This is a genomic window from Kitasatospora sp. NPDC029367, from assembly GCF_055569135.1.
Window position 1 is genome coordinate 21,928 of sequence record NZ_JBVHYH010000084.1, and the last position, 15,170, is coordinate 37,097.

The 15,170-nt window shown below is 75.5% G+C and carries 15 protein-coding genes and 1 riboswitch; of the genes, 8 read left to right on the forward strand and 7 right to left on the reverse strand.

Translation table 11 applies throughout. The features are described 5' to 3' along the window. Positions 1–17: 17 nt before the first annotated feature. The 4 genes from pknB to thiO form a co-directional block, all read right to left on the reverse strand. Entirely contained in the window at positions 18–1,796 is a 1,779-nt protein-coding gene (gene pknB, locus ACZ4W5_RS32600) for a Stk1 family PASTA domain-containing Ser/Thr kinase (RefSeq protein ID WP_465658621.1), read from the reverse strand. 88 nt (positions 1,797–1,884) lie between these two features. Then, on the reverse strand, positions 1,885–2,682 hold the full coding sequence (locus ACZ4W5_RS32605; RefSeq protein WP_465658610.1) for a thiazole synthase: 798 nt from the start codon (positions 2,680–2,682) through the stop codon (positions 1,885–1,887). Positions 2,683–2,685: 3 nt separating this feature from the next. Next, positions 2,686–2,925 (reverse strand): sulfur carrier protein ThiS, encoded by a 240-nt coding sequence (gene thiS, locus ACZ4W5_RS32610; protein ID WP_465658611.1) that lies wholly within the window; start codon positions 2,923–2,925, stop codon positions 2,686–2,688. Beyond that, the gene (thiO, locus tag ACZ4W5_RS32615; RefSeq protein ID WP_465658613.1) at positions 2,922–4,097 is read right to left on the reverse strand and encodes a glycine oxidase ThiO; all 1,176 of its coding nucleotides are present in this window, start codon (positions 4,095–4,097) and stop codon (positions 2,922–2,924) included. Before thiO ends, thiS begins: the two co-directional genes overlap by 4 nt. Before the next feature lie 3 nt (positions 4,098–4,100). Continuing rightward, positions 4,101–4,213, reverse strand: a riboswitch (TPP riboswitch). A 142-nt stretch (positions 4,214–4,355) separates the two neighbouring features. On the opposite strand from thiO, the gene ACZ4W5_RS32620 reads away from it, so the two are divergent. From ACZ4W5_RS32620 to thiE, 3 genes are read left to right on the forward strand one after another with little or no spacing between them, the layout of a single operon-like run. Then, the gene (locus tag ACZ4W5_RS32620; RefSeq protein ID WP_465658614.1) at positions 4,356–5,555 is read left to right on the forward strand and encodes an NAD(P)/FAD-dependent oxidoreductase; all 1,200 of its coding nucleotides are present in this window, start codon (positions 4,356–4,358) and stop codon (positions 5,553–5,555) included. Between the two features lie 42 nt (positions 5,556–5,597). Then, positions 5,598–5,963 carry an Rv2175c family DNA-binding protein gene (locus tag ACZ4W5_RS32625; RefSeq protein ID WP_360227820.1) on the forward strand — a complete coding sequence of 122 codons (366 nt, stop codon included), beginning with the start codon at positions 5,598–5,600 and terminating at the stop codon, positions 5,961–5,963. After that, entirely contained in the window at positions 5,963–6,616 is a 654-nt protein-coding gene (thiE, locus tag ACZ4W5_RS32630) for a thiamine phosphate synthase (RefSeq protein ID WP_360227817.1), read from the forward strand. Before ACZ4W5_RS32625 ends, thiE begins: the two co-directional genes overlap by 1 nt. A gap of 31 nt (positions 6,617–6,647) precedes the next feature. Here the strand turns inward: thiE and ACZ4W5_RS32635 are convergent, their stop codons facing one another. Continuing rightward, positions 6,648–7,754 carry a polyprenyl synthetase family protein gene (locus tag ACZ4W5_RS32635; RefSeq protein ID WP_360227814.1) on the reverse strand — a complete coding sequence of 369 codons (1,107 nt, stop codon included), beginning with the start codon at positions 7,752–7,754 and terminating at the stop codon, positions 6,648–6,650. 184 nt (positions 7,755–7,938) lie between these two features. Between ACZ4W5_RS32635 and metF the strand changes: the two genes are divergently transcribed. Beyond that, entirely contained in the window at positions 7,939–8,853 is a 915-nt protein-coding gene (metF, locus tag ACZ4W5_RS32640) for a methylenetetrahydrofolate reductase [NAD(P)H] (protein WP_360227811.1), read from the forward strand. A 165-nt stretch (positions 8,854–9,018) separates the two neighbouring features. Next, entirely contained in the window at positions 9,019–9,930 is a 912-nt protein-coding gene (locus tag ACZ4W5_RS32645) for a hypothetical protein (RefSeq protein WP_465658616.1), read from the forward strand. Between the two features lie 16 nt (positions 9,931–9,946). Here ACZ4W5_RS32645 and ACZ4W5_RS32650 read toward each other — a convergent pair whose 3' ends face one another. Together ACZ4W5_RS32650 and ACZ4W5_RS32655 are read right to left on the reverse strand one after the other, a co-directional pair. Next, positions 9,947–11,440 (reverse strand): phytoene desaturase family protein, encoded by a 1,494-nt coding sequence (locus ACZ4W5_RS32650; RefSeq protein WP_465658618.1) that lies wholly within the window; start codon positions 11,438–11,440, stop codon positions 9,947–9,949. A 214-nt stretch (positions 11,441–11,654) separates the two neighbouring features. Further along, positions 11,655–12,278, reverse strand: a complete 624-nt coding sequence (locus ACZ4W5_RS32655) for a DUF4126 domain-containing protein (protein WP_360227802.1) — start codon at positions 12,276–12,278, stop codon at positions 11,655–11,657. Between the two features lie 592 nt (positions 12,279–12,870). Between ACZ4W5_RS32655 and ACZ4W5_RS32660 the strand changes: the two genes are divergently transcribed. The 3 genes from ACZ4W5_RS32660 to ACZ4W5_RS32670 all read left to right on the forward strand — a co-directional run bounded on the left by ACZ4W5_RS32660 (position 12,871) and on the right by ACZ4W5_RS32670 (position 15,004). After that, a complete protein-coding gene (locus ACZ4W5_RS32660) occupies positions 12,871–13,455 on the forward strand; it encodes an SAV_6107 family HEPN domain-containing protein (RefSeq protein ID WP_402487425.1) in 585 nt (194 codons plus the stop codon). Positions 13,456–13,500: 45 nt separating this feature from the next. Then, a complete protein-coding gene (locus tag ACZ4W5_RS32665) occupies positions 13,501–14,253 on the forward strand; it encodes a methyltransferase domain-containing protein (RefSeq protein ID WP_360227796.1) in 753 nt (250 codons plus the stop codon). A gap of 361 nt (positions 14,254–14,614) precedes the next feature. Next, the gene (locus ACZ4W5_RS32670; protein ID WP_360227793.1) at positions 14,615–15,004 is read left to right on the forward strand and encodes a DUF3040 domain-containing protein; all 390 of its coding nucleotides are present in this window, start codon (positions 14,615–14,617) and stop codon (positions 15,002–15,004) included. Positions 15,005–15,170: the final 166 nt, after the last annotated feature.

Consider the following 15,170-nt stretch of genomic DNA (forward strand, 5'->3'; position numbering starts at 1 on the left):
CCGGGCGGTGAACCCCGTCAGAACAGCGAGAAGTTGACCGTCACCACGGTCTTCTGCGGGCGCCGCTCGCCGGCCGCCGGGGACTGGCTGCCGACCTTGCCCATGCCGAGCGTCCAGTCCGTGCCGGCCTTCATGGTGAAGCCCGCCGCCTGCAGCGCCCGCTGGGCGTCGTCCCGGCTCATCCCGCCGACGTCCGGCACCGGCACCATGCCCTTGCTGACCACCAGCGAGACCGCGGAGTTCTCCGGCAGCTGCTGCCCGGCCGCCGGCGTGCTGCTGATCACCGAGCCCTCCGGCACGGTGTCGTTGTAGGTCTGGGTCACCCCGCCCCTGGTCAGCTGGGCGCCGGCCAGGGTGGCGGCCGCGTCGTCCGCGCTCTTGCCGGTGACGTCCGGCACGGCGATCCGCTTGGGGCCCTTGGAGAGGGTGACCGTCACCGGGTCGCTCTTGCGGGTGCGCGCGCCCACCCCGGGGTCGGTGGAGATCACCTGCCCGGCCGGGACGGACTCGCTGAACACCTCGACGAAGCGGCCGTGCATGCCCTCGCCGTCCAGGATCCGCTGCGCCTGCGACCGGTCCTTGCCGAGCACGCTCGGCACCGAGCCGTACAGCCCCTCGGAGATCCCGTAGGTGACCCCGCCGACGGCCAGCACCAGGGCGGTCAGTGCGGCCGCCCAGAGCAGCGCCTTGCGCGGGAGGCGGCGGGCCCGGCCGGGTCGGCGGGTCCGGACCGGGGTCGGCTCGTCGTACGGGCGGGGCTCGACCAGCAGCTGGTCCAGCAGCTCGGCCGGCACGTCCAGCACGCTGGTGCGTTCCGCCGGCGGGGCGTCGGCGGGCCCGGGGAGCGGCTGGATCACCGAGGTCGGCTCGCTGGTCGGGTAGCGCGGGCTGGGCCGGGTGGAGGCCGGCGGCTCGGCGTCCAGCTCCTCCGGGGTGAGCGTGCGGCGGACCCGCTGGAGGGCGGCGAGCAGCTCCACCGCGTCGTACGGGCGGGCGTCGGCGGCCCGGGCGCAGGCGCCGGCCACTATGGCGTCCAGCGCCGGGGCGACGGCGGGGGCGGTCAGCGAGGGAGCGGGGACGTCCTCGTGCAGGTGCTTGTACATGACCTGGACGGGGTTGTCGCCGGTGTGCGGGCGGCGGCCGGTGAGCATCTCGTACAGCAGGATGCCGGCCGCGTAGACGTCGACCCGCTGGTCGGTGGGGGCGTCCGGGAGGATCTGCTCGGGGGCCAGGTAGGAGACGGTGCCCATGACGGTGCCGCCGGTGGCGGTGCTGGTCGAGGTGGGCGCGCCGTCGGCGCTGCCGAGCACCCGGACCAGGCCGAAGTCGGCGACCTTGACCAGGCCGCTCTCGGTGATCAGCACGTTCTCCGGCTTGACGTCCCGGTGGACCAGCCCGGCCCGGTGGGCGGCGCCGAGGGCGGCGAGCACCGGCTCCAGCACGTCCAGGGCGGCCCGGACGGACAGTGCGCCTCGGTCGCGCAGCAGGTCGCGCAGGGTGCGGCCGGGCACGTACTCCATGGCGAGGAAAACGTTTCCGCCGTCCGCGCCCTGGTCGAAGACGTTGACCACGTTGGGGTGGGTGAGCTTGGCGACCGCCTTGGCCTCGCGGATGAAGCGGGCGGTGAAACCCTCGTCCCCGGCGAGCTGGGGGTGCATCACCTTGAGGGCGACCACCCGGTCCAGCCGGGTGTCGGTGCCCCGGTACACGGTGGACATCCCGCCGGTCGCGATGCGCTGCTCGACCCGGTACCGGTTGTCGAGCACGGTACCGATCAGGGGGTCGTGCAGTGCCATGTCCACCCGGGGGAGTCTAGTGGGGCGGGCGCGGGCCGGTCCCGGCGGACACCGCCTCCGGGACCGGCTTGTGACATCCGCTACGGGTTCAGAACGCCGGCCGCTCGCGGGTGTCCAGGTCGGCGCGGCCGGCCATCGCCGAGGAGGCCTCGGCGTGGAAGCGGCGCGGGATGCGCCCGGCCCGGTGTGCGAGCCGGCCCGCCTCGGCGGCGTGCCGCATCGCCTCGGCCATCAGTACCGGGTCCTGGGCCCGGGTCACCGCGGAGGCGAGCATCACCGCGGCGCAGCCCAGCTCCATCGCCAGCGCGACGTCGGAGGCGGTGCCGGCGCCCGCGTCCAGGATCACCGGGACGCCCGCGCTCTCCACGATCAGCTGGAAGTTGTGCGGGTTGCGGATGCCCAGCCCGGAGCCGATCGGCGAGCCCAGCGGCATGATCGCCGCACAGCCGACGTCCTCCAACTTCCGGGCCAGCACCGGGTCGTCGTTGGTGTACGGGAGCACCGTGAAGCCGTCGTCGACCAGCGTCTCGGCGGCCTCCAGGGTCTCGATCGGGTCCGGCAGCAGGGTGCGCTCGTCGGCGATCACCTCCAGCTTCACCCAGTCGATGCCGAGCGCCTCGCGGGCCAGTCGGGCGGTCAGCACCGCCTCGCCGGCGGTGAAGCAGCCGGCGGTGTTGGGCAGCACCCGGATGCCGTTGCGGGTCAGCACGTCCAGGACGGAGCCCTGGGTGTTCGCGTCCACCCGGCGCATGGCCACGGTGGTCAGCTCGGTGCCGGAGACGAGCAGGGCGCGCTCCAGGACCTCCAGGCTCGGCGCGCCGCCGGTGCCCATGATGAGCCGGGAGGAGAAGGTCGTCCCGGCGATGGTCAGCAGGTCGTCGGCCATGGTTCAGCCTCCCTGGACGGCGGTCAGGATCTCGATCCGGTCGCCGCTGTCCAGCGTCGTCCCGGGCCATGAACTGCGCGGCACCACGGCCTCGTTGAGGGCGGCCGCGACGCCGGAGTTGGCGGCGCTGACGGTGGCCACCAGTTCGGCGAGGGTGGTGGCGGCGGGCAGCCGGCGGGGCTCGCCGTTGACGGTCAGGGCGATCTCGTTCGGGGCGTTCTTGTTTGGGGCGGTCTCGGTCATGCGCAGGCCTTCGCGACGGGGGTTTCGGGGGAGAACCGGGTCGGCGTGAACGGCCGTGCCAGGTCGGGGACTTCGCCGGTCGCCAGGTAGTCGGCGAGCAGGTCGGCGGTGACCGGGGTGAGCAGCACGCCGTTGCGGTAGTGGCCGGTGGCGGCGACCAGTCCGGGCAGGGCGGTCGGGCCCAGCAGCGGGGCGTTGTCCGGCGAGCCGGGGCGCAGCCCGGCGGAGGTCTCGCGCAGCGGGAGTTCGGTGATCCCCGGTACCAACTCGTGCGCGTCGCGCAGGAGTTCGTACACCCCGCCGGCGGTGACGGTGGTGTCGTAGCCCTGCTCCTCGGTGGTCGCGCCGATCACCAGCTCGCCGTTCTCCCGGGGGACGAGGTACAGGTGCTGCCCGCGCACCACCGCGCGGACGTTGCGGGACAGGAACGGCCGGTAGGCCTGCGGGATGTGCAGCCGGACGATCTGCCCCTTCACCGGCCGCACCGCGGGCAGCACCCCCGCGGGCAGCCCGGGCAGCCGGTGGCTGTGCGGGCCGGCGGCGAGGACCACCTGCTCGGCGGTCAGGGACTCCCCGTCGTCCAGCCGGGCGCCGACCGCACGGCCGCCGTCCACCAGCAGCCCGACGGCCTCGGCCCGGTGCAGCCGGACGCCGGCCCGCTCGCAGGCGGCGACCAGGGCGGTCAGCAGCCGGCGCGGATCCACCTGGTGGTCGTCCGCGACGTGCAGGCCGCCGCGCACGCCGGGGGCGAGCATCGGCTCCAGCCGACGGGCCTCCCGGCCGGTCAGCCAGCTGGAGTCCAGGCCCAGCCGCTGGTGGAAGGCGTGCAGTTCGCGCAGCTCCGCGCGGTCGTCGGAGTCCAGGGCGACGGCGATGGTGCCGCAGCGGCGGTAGCCGGTGTCCAGGCCGCCACTGGCTTCGGTGAGCTCGGCGGCGAAGGTCTCGTACCGCTGGTTGGAGGCCATCCCGAGGTGCAGCAGCGGCTCCTCGCCGTACTGCAGCTCGGTGACCGGGGCGAGCATCCCGGCGGCGACCCCGGCCGCCCCCCGGCCGTGGCCGGGATCGACCACGATCACGTTCCGCAGCCCGCGTTGCGCGGCGCGCCAGGCGACGGCGAGGCCGATGACGCCCCCGCCGATCACCAGCACGTCGGCGCGGCTGCCCGATGGCATGCGTGACAAAGCTGCTCTTCTCCCTTCGCCGGTATGACCCGGATCAGGTTCGGACGGTCGCAGGCCGTGCCAGCCCGCCTCTCAGCCCGGTCCGCCGGGCTCCCGTGTGGTGCGTCCACCTTAACGCCGGGGGTCGGCCCGGCCGAAGGGCCGTGTGAGGGGTGAGACGGGGGCGGCGGCCCGGGCCGTCGGGCGGGCGAGCGGTCCGGTGGTGAGCGGCTCAGAGCCGGTTCAGCGGTGCTGGGTACAGTGACGGGCGTGGCAGAGCTGAGCGGAACGGACCGGGTGGTTGTCGTCGTCGGAGCCGGGCTGGCCGGGGCGCAGTGCGCCCTGCGGCTGCGGCAGGGCGGCTGGCCGGGGCGGATCGTCCTGGTCGGCGAGGAGCGGCACGCGCCGTACGACCGGCCGCCGCTCTCCAAGGACGTGCTGCTCGGCAAGACCGACGCCACCACCCTGGACATCGACTACGGGCCGCTCGGCATCGAACTGCTCACCGGCCGCCGGGCCACCGGGCTCGCCCCGGGCGTGCTGCGCACCGACGGCGGCGACCTCCCGTACGACGCGCTGGTGATCGCCACCGGCGCCACCCCGCGCGCCCTGCCCGGGGCCGAGCGCGCCCACCTGCTGCACACCCTGGACGACGCCCTGGCGCTGCGCGCGCTGCTGCGCCCCGGGCTGCGGCTGGTGCTGGTCGGCGCGGGCTGGATCGGCGCCGAGGTGTCCACCGCCGCGCGGCAGGCCGGCTGCGAGGTCACCGTGGTCGAGGCCGGTCCGGCGCCGGTGCCGGGCGCGCTGCCGACCGCGGTCGGCTCGGCGATGGCCGCCTGGTACGCCGAGGCCGGGGTCGACCTGCGCTGCGGGGTCGGGGTGGCCGCCGTCGAGCCGGGGGCGGTGCTGCTGGCCGACGGCTCCCGCCTGCCGGCCGACGAGGTGGTGGTCGGCATCGGCGCCCGGCCCGCGACCGGCTGGCTGGCCGGCTCGGGCGTCGAGCTGGACGCCTCCGGAGCGGTCGTGGTGGACGGGCGGCTGCGCACCGGCCTGCCCGGGGTGTTCGCGGCCGGGGACTGCGTCAGCTATCCGTCGGCCCGCTCGGGCGCCCGGCTGGCCGTCCAGCACTGGGACCACGCGCTGCAGTCCGGCTCCGCCGCGGCCGCCGCGGTGCTCGGGGCGGACGCGCCGTACGACCCGGTGCCGTACTTCTGGTCCGAGCAGTTCGGGCGGATGGTCCAGTACGCCGGCCGGCACGCCGAGGGCGACGAACTGCTGTGGCGCGGCAGCCCGCAGGAGGCCGCCTGGTCGGTGCTCTGGCTGCGCGACGGGGTGCCGAGCGCGCTGCTGGCGGTGGACCGGCCGCGCGACCTCACCCAGGGCCGGAAGCTGATCGAACGCGGTGCGGTGCTCGACCGGGCGCTCGCCGCGGACCCCACGGTGGCGCTCAAGGGAGCCGTCGCGGGGTAGTGAGTGGTGCGCGGCGGGCCGCGGAGGTGGCAGTCTGGTGGCGTGAGTGAGATCGAAAGCAAGATTGAAGCCCTGGTCACCGACTGGATGTACCTGCCCGACATCTCGGAGCAGTGGGGGGTCCGGGTCACCGAAGTGCGTGACCTGGTCAAGAACGGCGGCCTGATCGCCGTCCGGCGCGGCCCGAACAAGTCGCTGCAGGTCCCGGCGGCGTTCATCGACGGCCAGGGGCTGGTCAAGCACCTGTCCGGCACCCTGACCGTGCTGCGGGACTGCGGGTACAACGACGTGGAGATCCTGGAGTGGCTCTTCACCGAGGACCCGTCGCTGCCCGGCAGCCCGATCCAGGCGCTCCGGGAGAACCGCGGCACCGAGGTCAAGCGCCGCGCCCAGGCGATGCTGATCTGATGGCGGCGGACACGCTGCGCGCCCGCCTGGCCGACGCCCGGCTCTACCTGTGCACCGACGCCCGTCGCGAGCAGGGCGACCTGGCCGAGTTCCTGGACGCGGCGCTGGCCGGCGGGGTGGACATCGTCCAGCTCCGCGACAAGGGCCTGGAGGCCAAGCAGGAGCTGGCGGCGCTGGAGGTCTTCGCCGACGCCTGCCGCCGGCACGGCAAGCTGCTGGCCGTCAACGACCGCGCCGACGTCGCCCACGCGGCCCGACCGGACGTGCTGCACCTCGGCCAGGACGACCTGCCGGTGCCGGCCGCCCGGGCGATCCTCGGCGAGGACGTGCTGATCGGCCGCTCCTGCCACGCCGAGTCCGAGGTGGACGCGGCGGTCGCCGAGCCCGGCGTGGACTACTTCTGCACCGGCCCGGTCTGGCCGACCCCGACCAAGCCGGGCCGCCACGCGCCGGGCCTCGGCCTGGTCTCGTACGCGGCGCGGCAGGCCACCGACCGGCCGTGGTTCGCGATCGGCGGGATCGACCTCGGCAACCTGGACGAGGTGCTGGCCGCCGGCGCCCGCCGGATCGTCGTGGTCCGGGCCGTCACGGCGGCCGAGGACCCGCGGGCCGCCGCCGCCGAGCTCGCCCGCCGGGTGCGCGCGGCGGCCTGACGGCCTCCGGGGCCGTCGCCGCCGTCGTCTCTCAGTACTTGCGGACGGTGGCGGCCTCGGCCAGCGCCAGCAGCACCGTGCGGGCCCGCTCGTCGGCGAGCGGCGCCGCCGCCAGCGCGGCCAGCGACTCCCGCATCAGCTCGTCGATCCGGGCCTCCACCAGCTCCGGCGCCCCGCTGCGGGCGATCAGCTCGCGCAGCCCGGCCACCTCCTCGGCGGCCAGGTCCGGTGCGCCGAGCCGGGCGTCCAGGTGCCGGGCGTCGGCCTGCGGCAGGCCCCGCATCGCGTGCGCGACCAGCAGGGTGCGCTTGCCCTCGCGCAGGTCGTCCCCGGCGGGCTTGCCGGTGACGGCCGGGTCGCCGAAGACGCCGAGCAGGTCGTCCCGCAGCTGGAAGGCCTCGCCCAGCGGCAGCCCGAACGCGCCGAGCGCCTCGACCAGCTCCGGCCCGGCCCCGGCCAGCAGGGCGCCGACCTGGAGCGGCCGCTCGATGGTGTACTTCGCCGACTTGTAGTGCAGTACGGTCCGGGCCCGCTCCGGCGCGCCCTGGTCGGCCGAGTCGCCGGCCACCGGCTCCAGCACGTCCAGGTACTGGCCGAGCATGACCTCGGTGCGCATCAGGTCGAACCGCGGCTTGGCGGCCAGCACGGCGGCCGGGTCCAGGCCGGAGCGCAGGAACAGCTCGTCGCACCAGATCAGCAGCAGGTCGCCGAGCAGCACCGCGGCCGAGGCGCCGTACTGCTCGCGGTCGCCGCGCCAGCCGCTGTCCCGGTGCAGCGCCTCGAAGCGGCGGTGCACCGAGGGCAGGCCGCGCCGGGTGTCGCTGCGGTCCATCAGGTCGTCGTGCACCAGGGCGCTGGCCTGGAGCAGCTCCAGCGCGGCGGCCGCGTTGGCGATCCCCTCGCCGTCGGCGGGGCCGCCCGCGGCGCGCCAGCCCCAGTAGCAGAAGCCCGGGCGCAGCCGCTTGCCGCCGTCGAGCAGGAAGTCGCGCAGGGCGTCGGCGGCGGGCGCCAGCTGCGGCGAGATCGTGCCGAGCAGCGCCGACTGGCCGGCCATGAACGCGGCGAGGGCCGCGTTGACGCGGGTGCGGACGTCCTCCACGTCCATGGGGTTGGCCGGCCGGGTGCTGGACGAGGTCACGATGATGCTCCGCTGGTTCGCTGGGGTGCAGCAAGCGTAGCGGGGCGGCCGGGAACGGATGTGCGAGCAGGGCCGCCGGGGGCGCGCGGGGCGGCCGGTGCGGAAGCGGAGGCACGTCCACTACTTGTCCCGAATCGTGGGATCGAGTTGTCCGGCCCCTTCGGGCGCCGGATAACCTGCCAGCATGGCACTCGGCATCGCTTCCACGAGACCGGACCGCGCACAGACGGTCCGCGAGCTCCTGGCGGCCGGAAAGCGCTCCTTCTCCTTCGAGTTCATGCCGCCGCGCACGGAGGTCGGCGAGCAGAAGCTCTGGGACGCCATCCGTCGACTCGAACCGCTGGACCCGAACTTCGTCTGCATGACGTACGGCGCCGGCGGCTCCTCGCGCGAGCGCACCGTCAACATGGTCGGCCGGATCGCCACCGAGACCACGCTCACCCCGGTCGCCCACCTGACCGCGGTGGACCACTCGGTCGCCGAACTGCGCAACATCATCGGCCAGTACGCCGACCAGGGAGTGCGGAACGTCCTCGCGGTCCGGGGCGACCCGCCCGGCGACCCGATGGGCGAGTGGGTCCGTCACCCGGACGGCGTCACCTACGCCTATGAGCTGGTGGAGCTGATCAAGGGCATCGGCGACTTCTGCGTCGGCGTCGCGGCCTCGCCGAACATGCACCCGCGCTCGGCCGACTGGGACGAGGACATCCGGCACTTCGTCGCCAAGGTCCGCTCCGGCGCCGACTACGCGATCACCCAGATGTTCTTCGAGGTCGACGACTACCTGCGCTACCGCGACCGGGTCACCGCCGCGGGCTGCGCGACGCCGATCATCCCGGAGATCATGCCGGTGACCAACGCCAAGCAGCTGGAGCGCTTCCCGCAGCTCAGCGGCTCGGCCTTCCCGGCGGAGCTGGAGGCCCGGCTGCGGGCCGTCATCGACGACCCGGCGGCGCTGCGCGCGATCGGCATCGAGCACGCCACCACGATGGCCGAGCGGCTGCTCGCCGAGGGCGCGCCCGGCCTGCACTTCATCACGCTCAACCACTCCACGGCGACGCTGGAGATCTACCAGAACCTGGGGCTGCACCAGCGCTGATCACCGCTGTTCACGGGCCCGTCACCGCCGTCCGGTGGCGGGCCCGGTCGTGTCCGGCCGGTGCCGCCGAGGGCGGGAACGCGATGCGGTACCCCGGCCGTTGAACCGGTACAGTCGCCGCACACGCGCGGCCGGCGCGGGCACGCGACTGGAGGTAGCGCGCGGATGGGCATCGGATACCTGCTGCTGTACGTCGCGTTGGCGGTGGTGGCGCTCTGGCTGGTCGCCGAGGTGCTGCTGCAGAACCGGGCCCCGGTGCACTGGCGGGCGCTCGCCCTGGTCGGCTTCCTCGGGGTGGCCGTCGGCATGGGCCTCGGCTCGGTCCTGGTGATCGGTGCCGGAGCGGGCCTGTTCGCGGTCGGCCAGACCTTCGTCACCCTCTCGGTCAAGAAGGGGTACCAGGCCGGCTGGTCGCTGCGGAAGGCCGACGGCAGCCTGCCCGGCCCGCTCGCCAAGGTGCCCCTGCTGGGCGCCCTGACCGGCGGCGCGGCGGTCGCGGCCGCGGCGGCCGAGGAGAAGCGGGTCGGCGAGGTCAGCGCGGTCGAGGAGACCCCGGCCCCGGACACCGCCCCGAACACCGCCCCGGCCCCCGAACCGCTCGCCGAGGACGCCCCGGAGGTCGAGCGGACCGCCGCCTTCGAGCTGCGGGAACTGGCCCAGGACGGCGTCTACGCCCCCTCGTACTACGAGCAGCCGCAGGCCCAGCAGCAGCCGCAGGACCCGTACGCCCCGGCCTACCAGTCCGGCTACGAGCAGCAGCAGTGGCAGCCCCAGCAGCAGCCCGCCTACGCCTACGACCAGCAGTCCTACGGCGGCTACCCGCAACAGCAGCAGGACCCGTACGGCGGCTACCAGCAGGCCCAGGACCCGTACGCGGGCTACCAGCAGCACCAGCAGGCCTGGGACCCGAACGCCCAGCAGCACCAGCCGCACGAGCACCAGCCGCACGAGCACCAGCCGCACGAGCAGCAGCAGTGGCAGCCCCAGCCCGAGCAGCACGGCCAGGGCGTCCCGCAGCAGCCGGCCTACGACCAGAACTACGGCTACCAGCAGCAGAACACCTGGCACCAGGGCTGATCGGCCCGGGCCGGCGTCACGCCGGGCCGATCAGCCCGGCGGCGATGCAGGCCGACATGCCGGCCCGGGACAGCCCGCCGCCCGGGTGGGCGTTGCCGCCGACCAGCAGCAGACCGGGGACGGGCGACTCGTTGGCGGTGCGCAGCCACCGGCCCGCGGCGCCGGCCAGCGCGGGCCGGGCGACGGCGCCGGCCAGGGCGCCGGTCTCCCGACGGGTGTCCTCGGGCGTGCGCACCACCCGCCACAGGACCCGTTCGCGCAGGCCCAGGCCGGCCGCGTCGACGTGGGCGAGCAGCCGGTCGGCGTAGCGGTCGGCGGCCCCGGGGGCGGTCCAGTCGAACCCGTCCAGGGCCGGGACCGTCGCGGTCAGCACCACGGACTCGTGGGCGTCGTCCGGCCGCAGCGCCGGGTCGTCCGGGCGCAGCACCTGCACGGTGGGGCGGTCGCACAGCGGGCCGGCGCCGGTCAGCGCGGCCTCCTCCGCCGCCGGGTCGGCCGCGTGCACCACCGTCCGGTGCGCGGTGCCCTCCGGGCGCGCCCCGCGCAGGGCCAGCAGCACGCCGAACCGGCCGGGTACCCCGCGCGGCTCCCACTGCCCGGCCGGTCGGCCGGGCCACTCGGCGAGGCCGTGGCGGTGCAGCGCGCCCGCGTCCATCGCGGAGACCACCAGGTCGGCGTCGATCCGTCCGTCCGCCGTCTCCACCCCGCACGCCCGGCCGTCCTCCACGAGCACCCGGGTGACCGGGGAGTCGAAGCGGAAGTCGACCTTGCGCAGCTCGCAGCGCCGGAACACGGCGTCGGCCAGGGCCCGCAGGCCGCCCCGGACGTACCAGACGCCGAAGGACTGCTCCATGTACGGCAGCACGGTGGCCCCGGCCGGGGCCTCGCCGGGGGCGAAGCCGTACCGGACGGCGGCCTCGGCGAGCAGGGCGGTCAGCCCGGGGTGGCCGCCGAGCTCGCGGGCGGCCACGTCCCGGAGGGTCCACGGCCGGGGGCGGCGCAGCCGGGCCAGGCCGGTGGGCGCCGGGACGGGGTACGGGTCGGTGCCCAGGAAGGCGTGGTCGGCCGGGAGCGGCTCCTCCAGCAGCGGGCGGCGGGTCGCCTCCCAGACCGTCCGGCCGTGGTTCATCACCGTGCTCCAGCGGGCGCCGGAGCCCGCGCCGAAGGCGGTGTCGAGGGCCTGGCCGACGCCGCCGCGGGAGGCGTTGGGCAGGGTGACGGCGGTGCCGTCGGGGAACAGGTGCCGGCTCTCCGGCTCCACCGGCGCCAGCTCGACCAGCTGCTCCAGCGGCTCCTTGCCGGTCTTGAGCGCGAGGTCGCGGTAGACGGCGGGCAGCGGCAGCAGGCCGGGCCCGGTGTCGAAGGCGAAGCCGTCGCGCTCGTACCGGCCGACCATGCCGCCGTAGCCGCCGCTCGCCTCGCAGACCGTCACCCGGTGACCGATGGTCGCCAGCCTGGAGGCCGCCGCGAGCCCGCTCATTCCTGCGCCGATGATGACGATCCGTGCCATGGCACCCGATCCTAGGGCCCGGCTTCAAACTCCCGTCTGCGGGGCGACGCCGGTGCACGCACCTCGCCGCGTTGTCGTCGGTCGCCGATGGCCCCCAGCCTTCGGCCGGGAGGTGCCCCCACCGCATGGACTCCCTCCTCCGCCTTGCGATGCACGCACCCCAACGCCGCCCCGCCCGCCCTCCGGGCGAACGACGGGAGTTTGAAGCCGGGCCCTAGGCCCGACCCGCGTACGCTCCGGCCGCGGCCTCGGCGGCCTTGACGGCCCTGCGCTCGCGGCGGCGGGCCCGGAAGGCGCGGATCCGGCTGACCGCCAGCCAGACCAGCAGCAGACCGACCAGCAGCAGGACGGCGGCGATCGAGGCGGCCGCCCACGGGTGGAAGATCGCCAGGGTGACCAGCCCGGCCACCGAGAGGTCCTCGGTCAGGCTGACCGCGATGTTGCTGAACGGTTCCGGCGTGGTGTTCACGGCCATCCGCAGCGAGGCCTTCACCAGGTGGGTGACCAGCGCGGTGGTGCCGCCCATCGCCCCGGCCGCGACCTCGCTGAGCGAGCCCGGGTCGGCGCTCGCGATCAGCACGCCGACGACGGCGCCGGCGATCGGCCGGATCACGGTGTGCACGGCGTCCCAGACGGTGTCCACGTACGGGATCTTGTCGGCCACCGCCTCCAGCAGGAACAGCACGGCCGCCGCGACCAGCACGTCGGTGCGCTCCAGCGCGTGCGGCACCGACTCCGCGCCGGCGAACCGGCCCAGCAGGCCGAGCAGCAGCACCACCGCGTACGCGTTGATGCCGCTCGCCAGACCGCTGGTGAAGATCAGCGGCAGGACCGTCATCGCGTCCCCCTCCTCGTTCTCGCGGGCCTCGCGACCCCCGTTCGGGCCGCCCCGGCCCCGCCGTACCGTACCCGGAGCCGGGACGCCCCGGGCCGCCGCCGCGGTTCCGCTCCGGGGGCGCGGCATGCAACTGAGTACAGGTACTCAGTTCCGCGGTTGAGTACGTCAGCGGATGGCCTCCGACCTGCTGGGACGGGAGAGTGGTGGCACCCGGGAGGGCGGCGCGTCGGGCGCCGGCCGCCCGGGCGGCGGATCCGTCTGCCCCCCTGGCCGGGAGGGCCCCGGGGGGCGGTGCCGGGTCCGCGTCGGGTGCCGGTCACGGGCCCCGCACCGCCGGCACGGGGCGGCGGAGCGGGCCGGGGGGAGACCGGTGACCGAACGGGGGAACGGGGGGAACGGGGGGAACGGGGGAGCTCGCACCGCCGCCCGGTGGGGGGTGGGCGGAGCGACGGCGGACGGCGGCGGGTGCGGACCGGGGGGACCGCGCCCGCCGCCGCCGCGTCCGTTCCCGGGGCCGGTTGTCAGTGGTACCGGTCACGATGGAGGAGCACGGACCACCCGGTCCGCGCGCTGCCTCGGAACGGGGGAGACCATGACCATCAGCCATCCTGAGCCCGTCACCGCCCGCCTCCACTCCGCCGCCCTGCCACTCACCCCGGACACCCCGCACACCCCGGGCGCCGCCGCCCGGGACGTCCACCCCGTACTGCGCCGGGCCGCCGCGCCGCCGGCCGCCCTCGACCTGCTCGCCGACGCCCACCGCACGCTGGCCCGCGCCCGTGCGCTGGAGGACCCGCTGGAGCGCTACGCCACCGCGCACCTGGCCGCGCTGCGCACGGTGGCGGCCGTGCTGGCCGTCCGCGGCCGGCCGGAGAAGAACCCGCGTCGGCGAAAAGCCATCCGCAGCGCCTGGGAGGTGCTGCCCGAGGTCGCCCCCGAACTGGCCGAGTGGGCGCTCTACTACGGTGCCGGCGCCCGCCGCCGGGCCGCCGCCGAGGCCGGCATCCGGGGCGCCGCCTCGGCCCGCGACGCCGACGACCTGATCCGCAACTCCGCGCTGTTCCTGCGCCTGGTCGAGCGGCTGCTCGGCCTGCGCCCGGCCCCGCCCGCGGCCCGGCTGCCGCTCGACGGGGACGAGCTGCCCGGCGAGGGCGGAGCGGCCGGGCGGCAGGCTTAAGGTGGAGGCATCCTGATCGATCTGCACGTGCCAAGGAGCCCGACCGTGTACCCGACGCGTCCCCGCAGTGCCCTGCGTACCGCCGTGGTCTGGGAGGTGGTGCGGGCGGCCCTGGAGAAGCGGTCGGCCGAGCTGGACCAGCCGGTGCTCGACGTGGTCGACACCGGCGGCGGCACCGGCAACTTCGCAGTGCCGGTGGCCAGGCTCGGCCACCGGGTCACCGTGGTCGACCCGAGTCCGGACGCGCTGTTCGCGCTGGAGCGCCGGGCCGCCGAGGCCGGGGTGACGGACCTGGTCCGGGCCGTCCAGGGCGACACCCAGACGCTGCCCGAGCTGGTCGCCCCCGGCAGCGTGGACGCGGTGCTCTGCCACGGCGTGCTGGAGGTCGTGGACGACCCGGCGGAGTCGCTCGGCAGCCTGGCCGCCACCCTGCGCAAGGGCGGCCTGGTCAGCCTGCTGGCCGCCAACCGCAACGGCGCCGTGCTGGCCCGGGCGCTGGCCGGCCACTTCAACGAGGCCCGTACGGTGCTCTCCGCCGAGGACGGGCGCTGGGGCGAGCAGGACCCGATGCCGCGCCGCTTCACCGGTGAGGAGCTGGGCCGACTGGCCGAGGGCGCGGGCCTGCGGGTGGAGTCGGTGCACGGCGTCCGGGTCTTCGCCGACCTGGTGCCCGGGGTGCTGGTGGACACCGAGCCGGGCGCCGTGGAGGCGCTGCTCAAGCTGGAGGAGGCCGCCGCCGCGCAGCCCGCCTTCCACGCCGTGGCCACCCAGCTGCACCTGCTGGCCACCCTGGCCTGACCCCGCCCGGAGCCCCCGGCCGCCCGCCCCTCGCCCGGGTGTGCTCCGGACCCTCCCCAGGTCCGGGCCGATTCCATCGGGTCGGGCACTTGTCCGAGCCGTCCGGCGTTGACCCGGGTGCGGCCCTGCCCGGTCGAAGTGGCCCGTCCCACGCGGCGCAGACCACTCCGTAACGGGCCCACGGACCGTATGATCTGGGTAAAGCCGGTAAGCATGACAGCCGGATGCGTGGGGCATATGGACGACACGGGCCGGGTCCCCCGCACGGGCGTCCGACCGTGTGCCCAAGGCTGATTGGACTGGCCTCCCCGACCGGGGAGGCGGACCGGTCGCACCCGCGACCGACGAGTAGGAGGACTCCGTGCCGCTCTCGGAGCACGAGCAGCGACTGCTCGACCAGATGGAGCGAGCGCTGTATGCCGAAGATCCCAAATTCGCGTCAGCGCTTGAGGGAACCGGGCTGCGCACCTTTACCCGTCGGCGGGTCTACCTGGCCGTCGCGGGCTTCGTGGTGGGGATCGGCCTGCTGATGGGCGGCATGGTCGTTCCGGACCAGATCTGGGTCAGCGTCGTCGGTTTCCTGGTGATGCTCGGGTGCGCGGTGTTCGCGGTGACCGGCTGGCGCCGGGCGCCCGCGGGCCAGGGCGCCGGCCCCCGGCAGGCCGCGGCCCCGCGTCGCAAGGCCGGGATGATGGACCGGGTGGAGCAGCGCTGGCAGCGCCGCCGGGACGAGCAGACCGGCGGGTTCTGAGCCGCAGGCCCCGCCGAGGACGTACGAGGACGTACCGACGACGAGAGCCGGGGGGGGGGGGGGGGGGGGGAGGGGCCCCCCCCCCCCCCCCCCTCCCTTCCCCCCCAGTGCGTCCCCCTTCCCCCCCTACCGCCCCCCTCCCCCCGCCCCTCCCCCCTTCTCCGCG

Excerpts from the sequence above, each read along its gene's own strand:
- pknB (WP_465658621.1), bottom strand. The coding sequence starts at position 1,796 with ATGGCACTGCACGACCCCCTGATCGGTACCGTGCTCGACAACCGGTAC.
- ACZ4W5_RS32605 (WP_465658610.1), bottom strand. The coding sequence starts at position 2,682 with ATGGCCGACGACCTGCTGACCATCGCCGGGACGACCTTCTCCTCCCGG.
- thiS (WP_465658611.1), bottom strand. The coding sequence starts at position 2,925 with ATGACCGAGACCGCCCCAAACAAGAACGCCCCGAACGAGATCGCCCTG.
- thiO (WP_465658613.1), bottom strand. The coding sequence starts at position 4,097 with ATGCCATCGGGCAGCCGCGCCGACGTGCTGGTGATCGGCGGGGGCGTC.
- thiE (WP_360227817.1), top strand. The coding sequence starts at position 5,963 with ATGGCGGCGGACACGCTGCGCGCCCGCCTGGCCGACGCCCGGCTCTAC.
- metF (WP_360227811.1), top strand. The coding sequence starts at position 7,939 with ATGGCACTCGGCATCGCTTCCACGAGACCGGACCGCGCACAGACGGTC.
- ACZ4W5_RS32645 (WP_465658616.1), top strand. The coding sequence starts at position 9,019 with ATGGGCATCGGATACCTGCTGCTGTACGTCGCGTTGGCGGTGGTGGCG.
- ACZ4W5_RS32650 (WP_465658618.1), bottom strand. The coding sequence starts at position 11,440 with ATGGCACGGATCGTCATCATCGGCGCAGGAATGAGCGGGCTCGCGGCG.
- ACZ4W5_RS32655 (WP_360227802.1), bottom strand. The coding sequence starts at position 12,278 with ATGACGGTCCTGCCGCTGATCTTCACCAGCGGTCTGGCGAGCGGCATC.
- ACZ4W5_RS32660 (WP_402487425.1), top strand. The coding sequence starts at position 12,871 with ATGACCATCAGCCATCCTGAGCCCGTCACCGCCCGCCTCCACTCCGCC.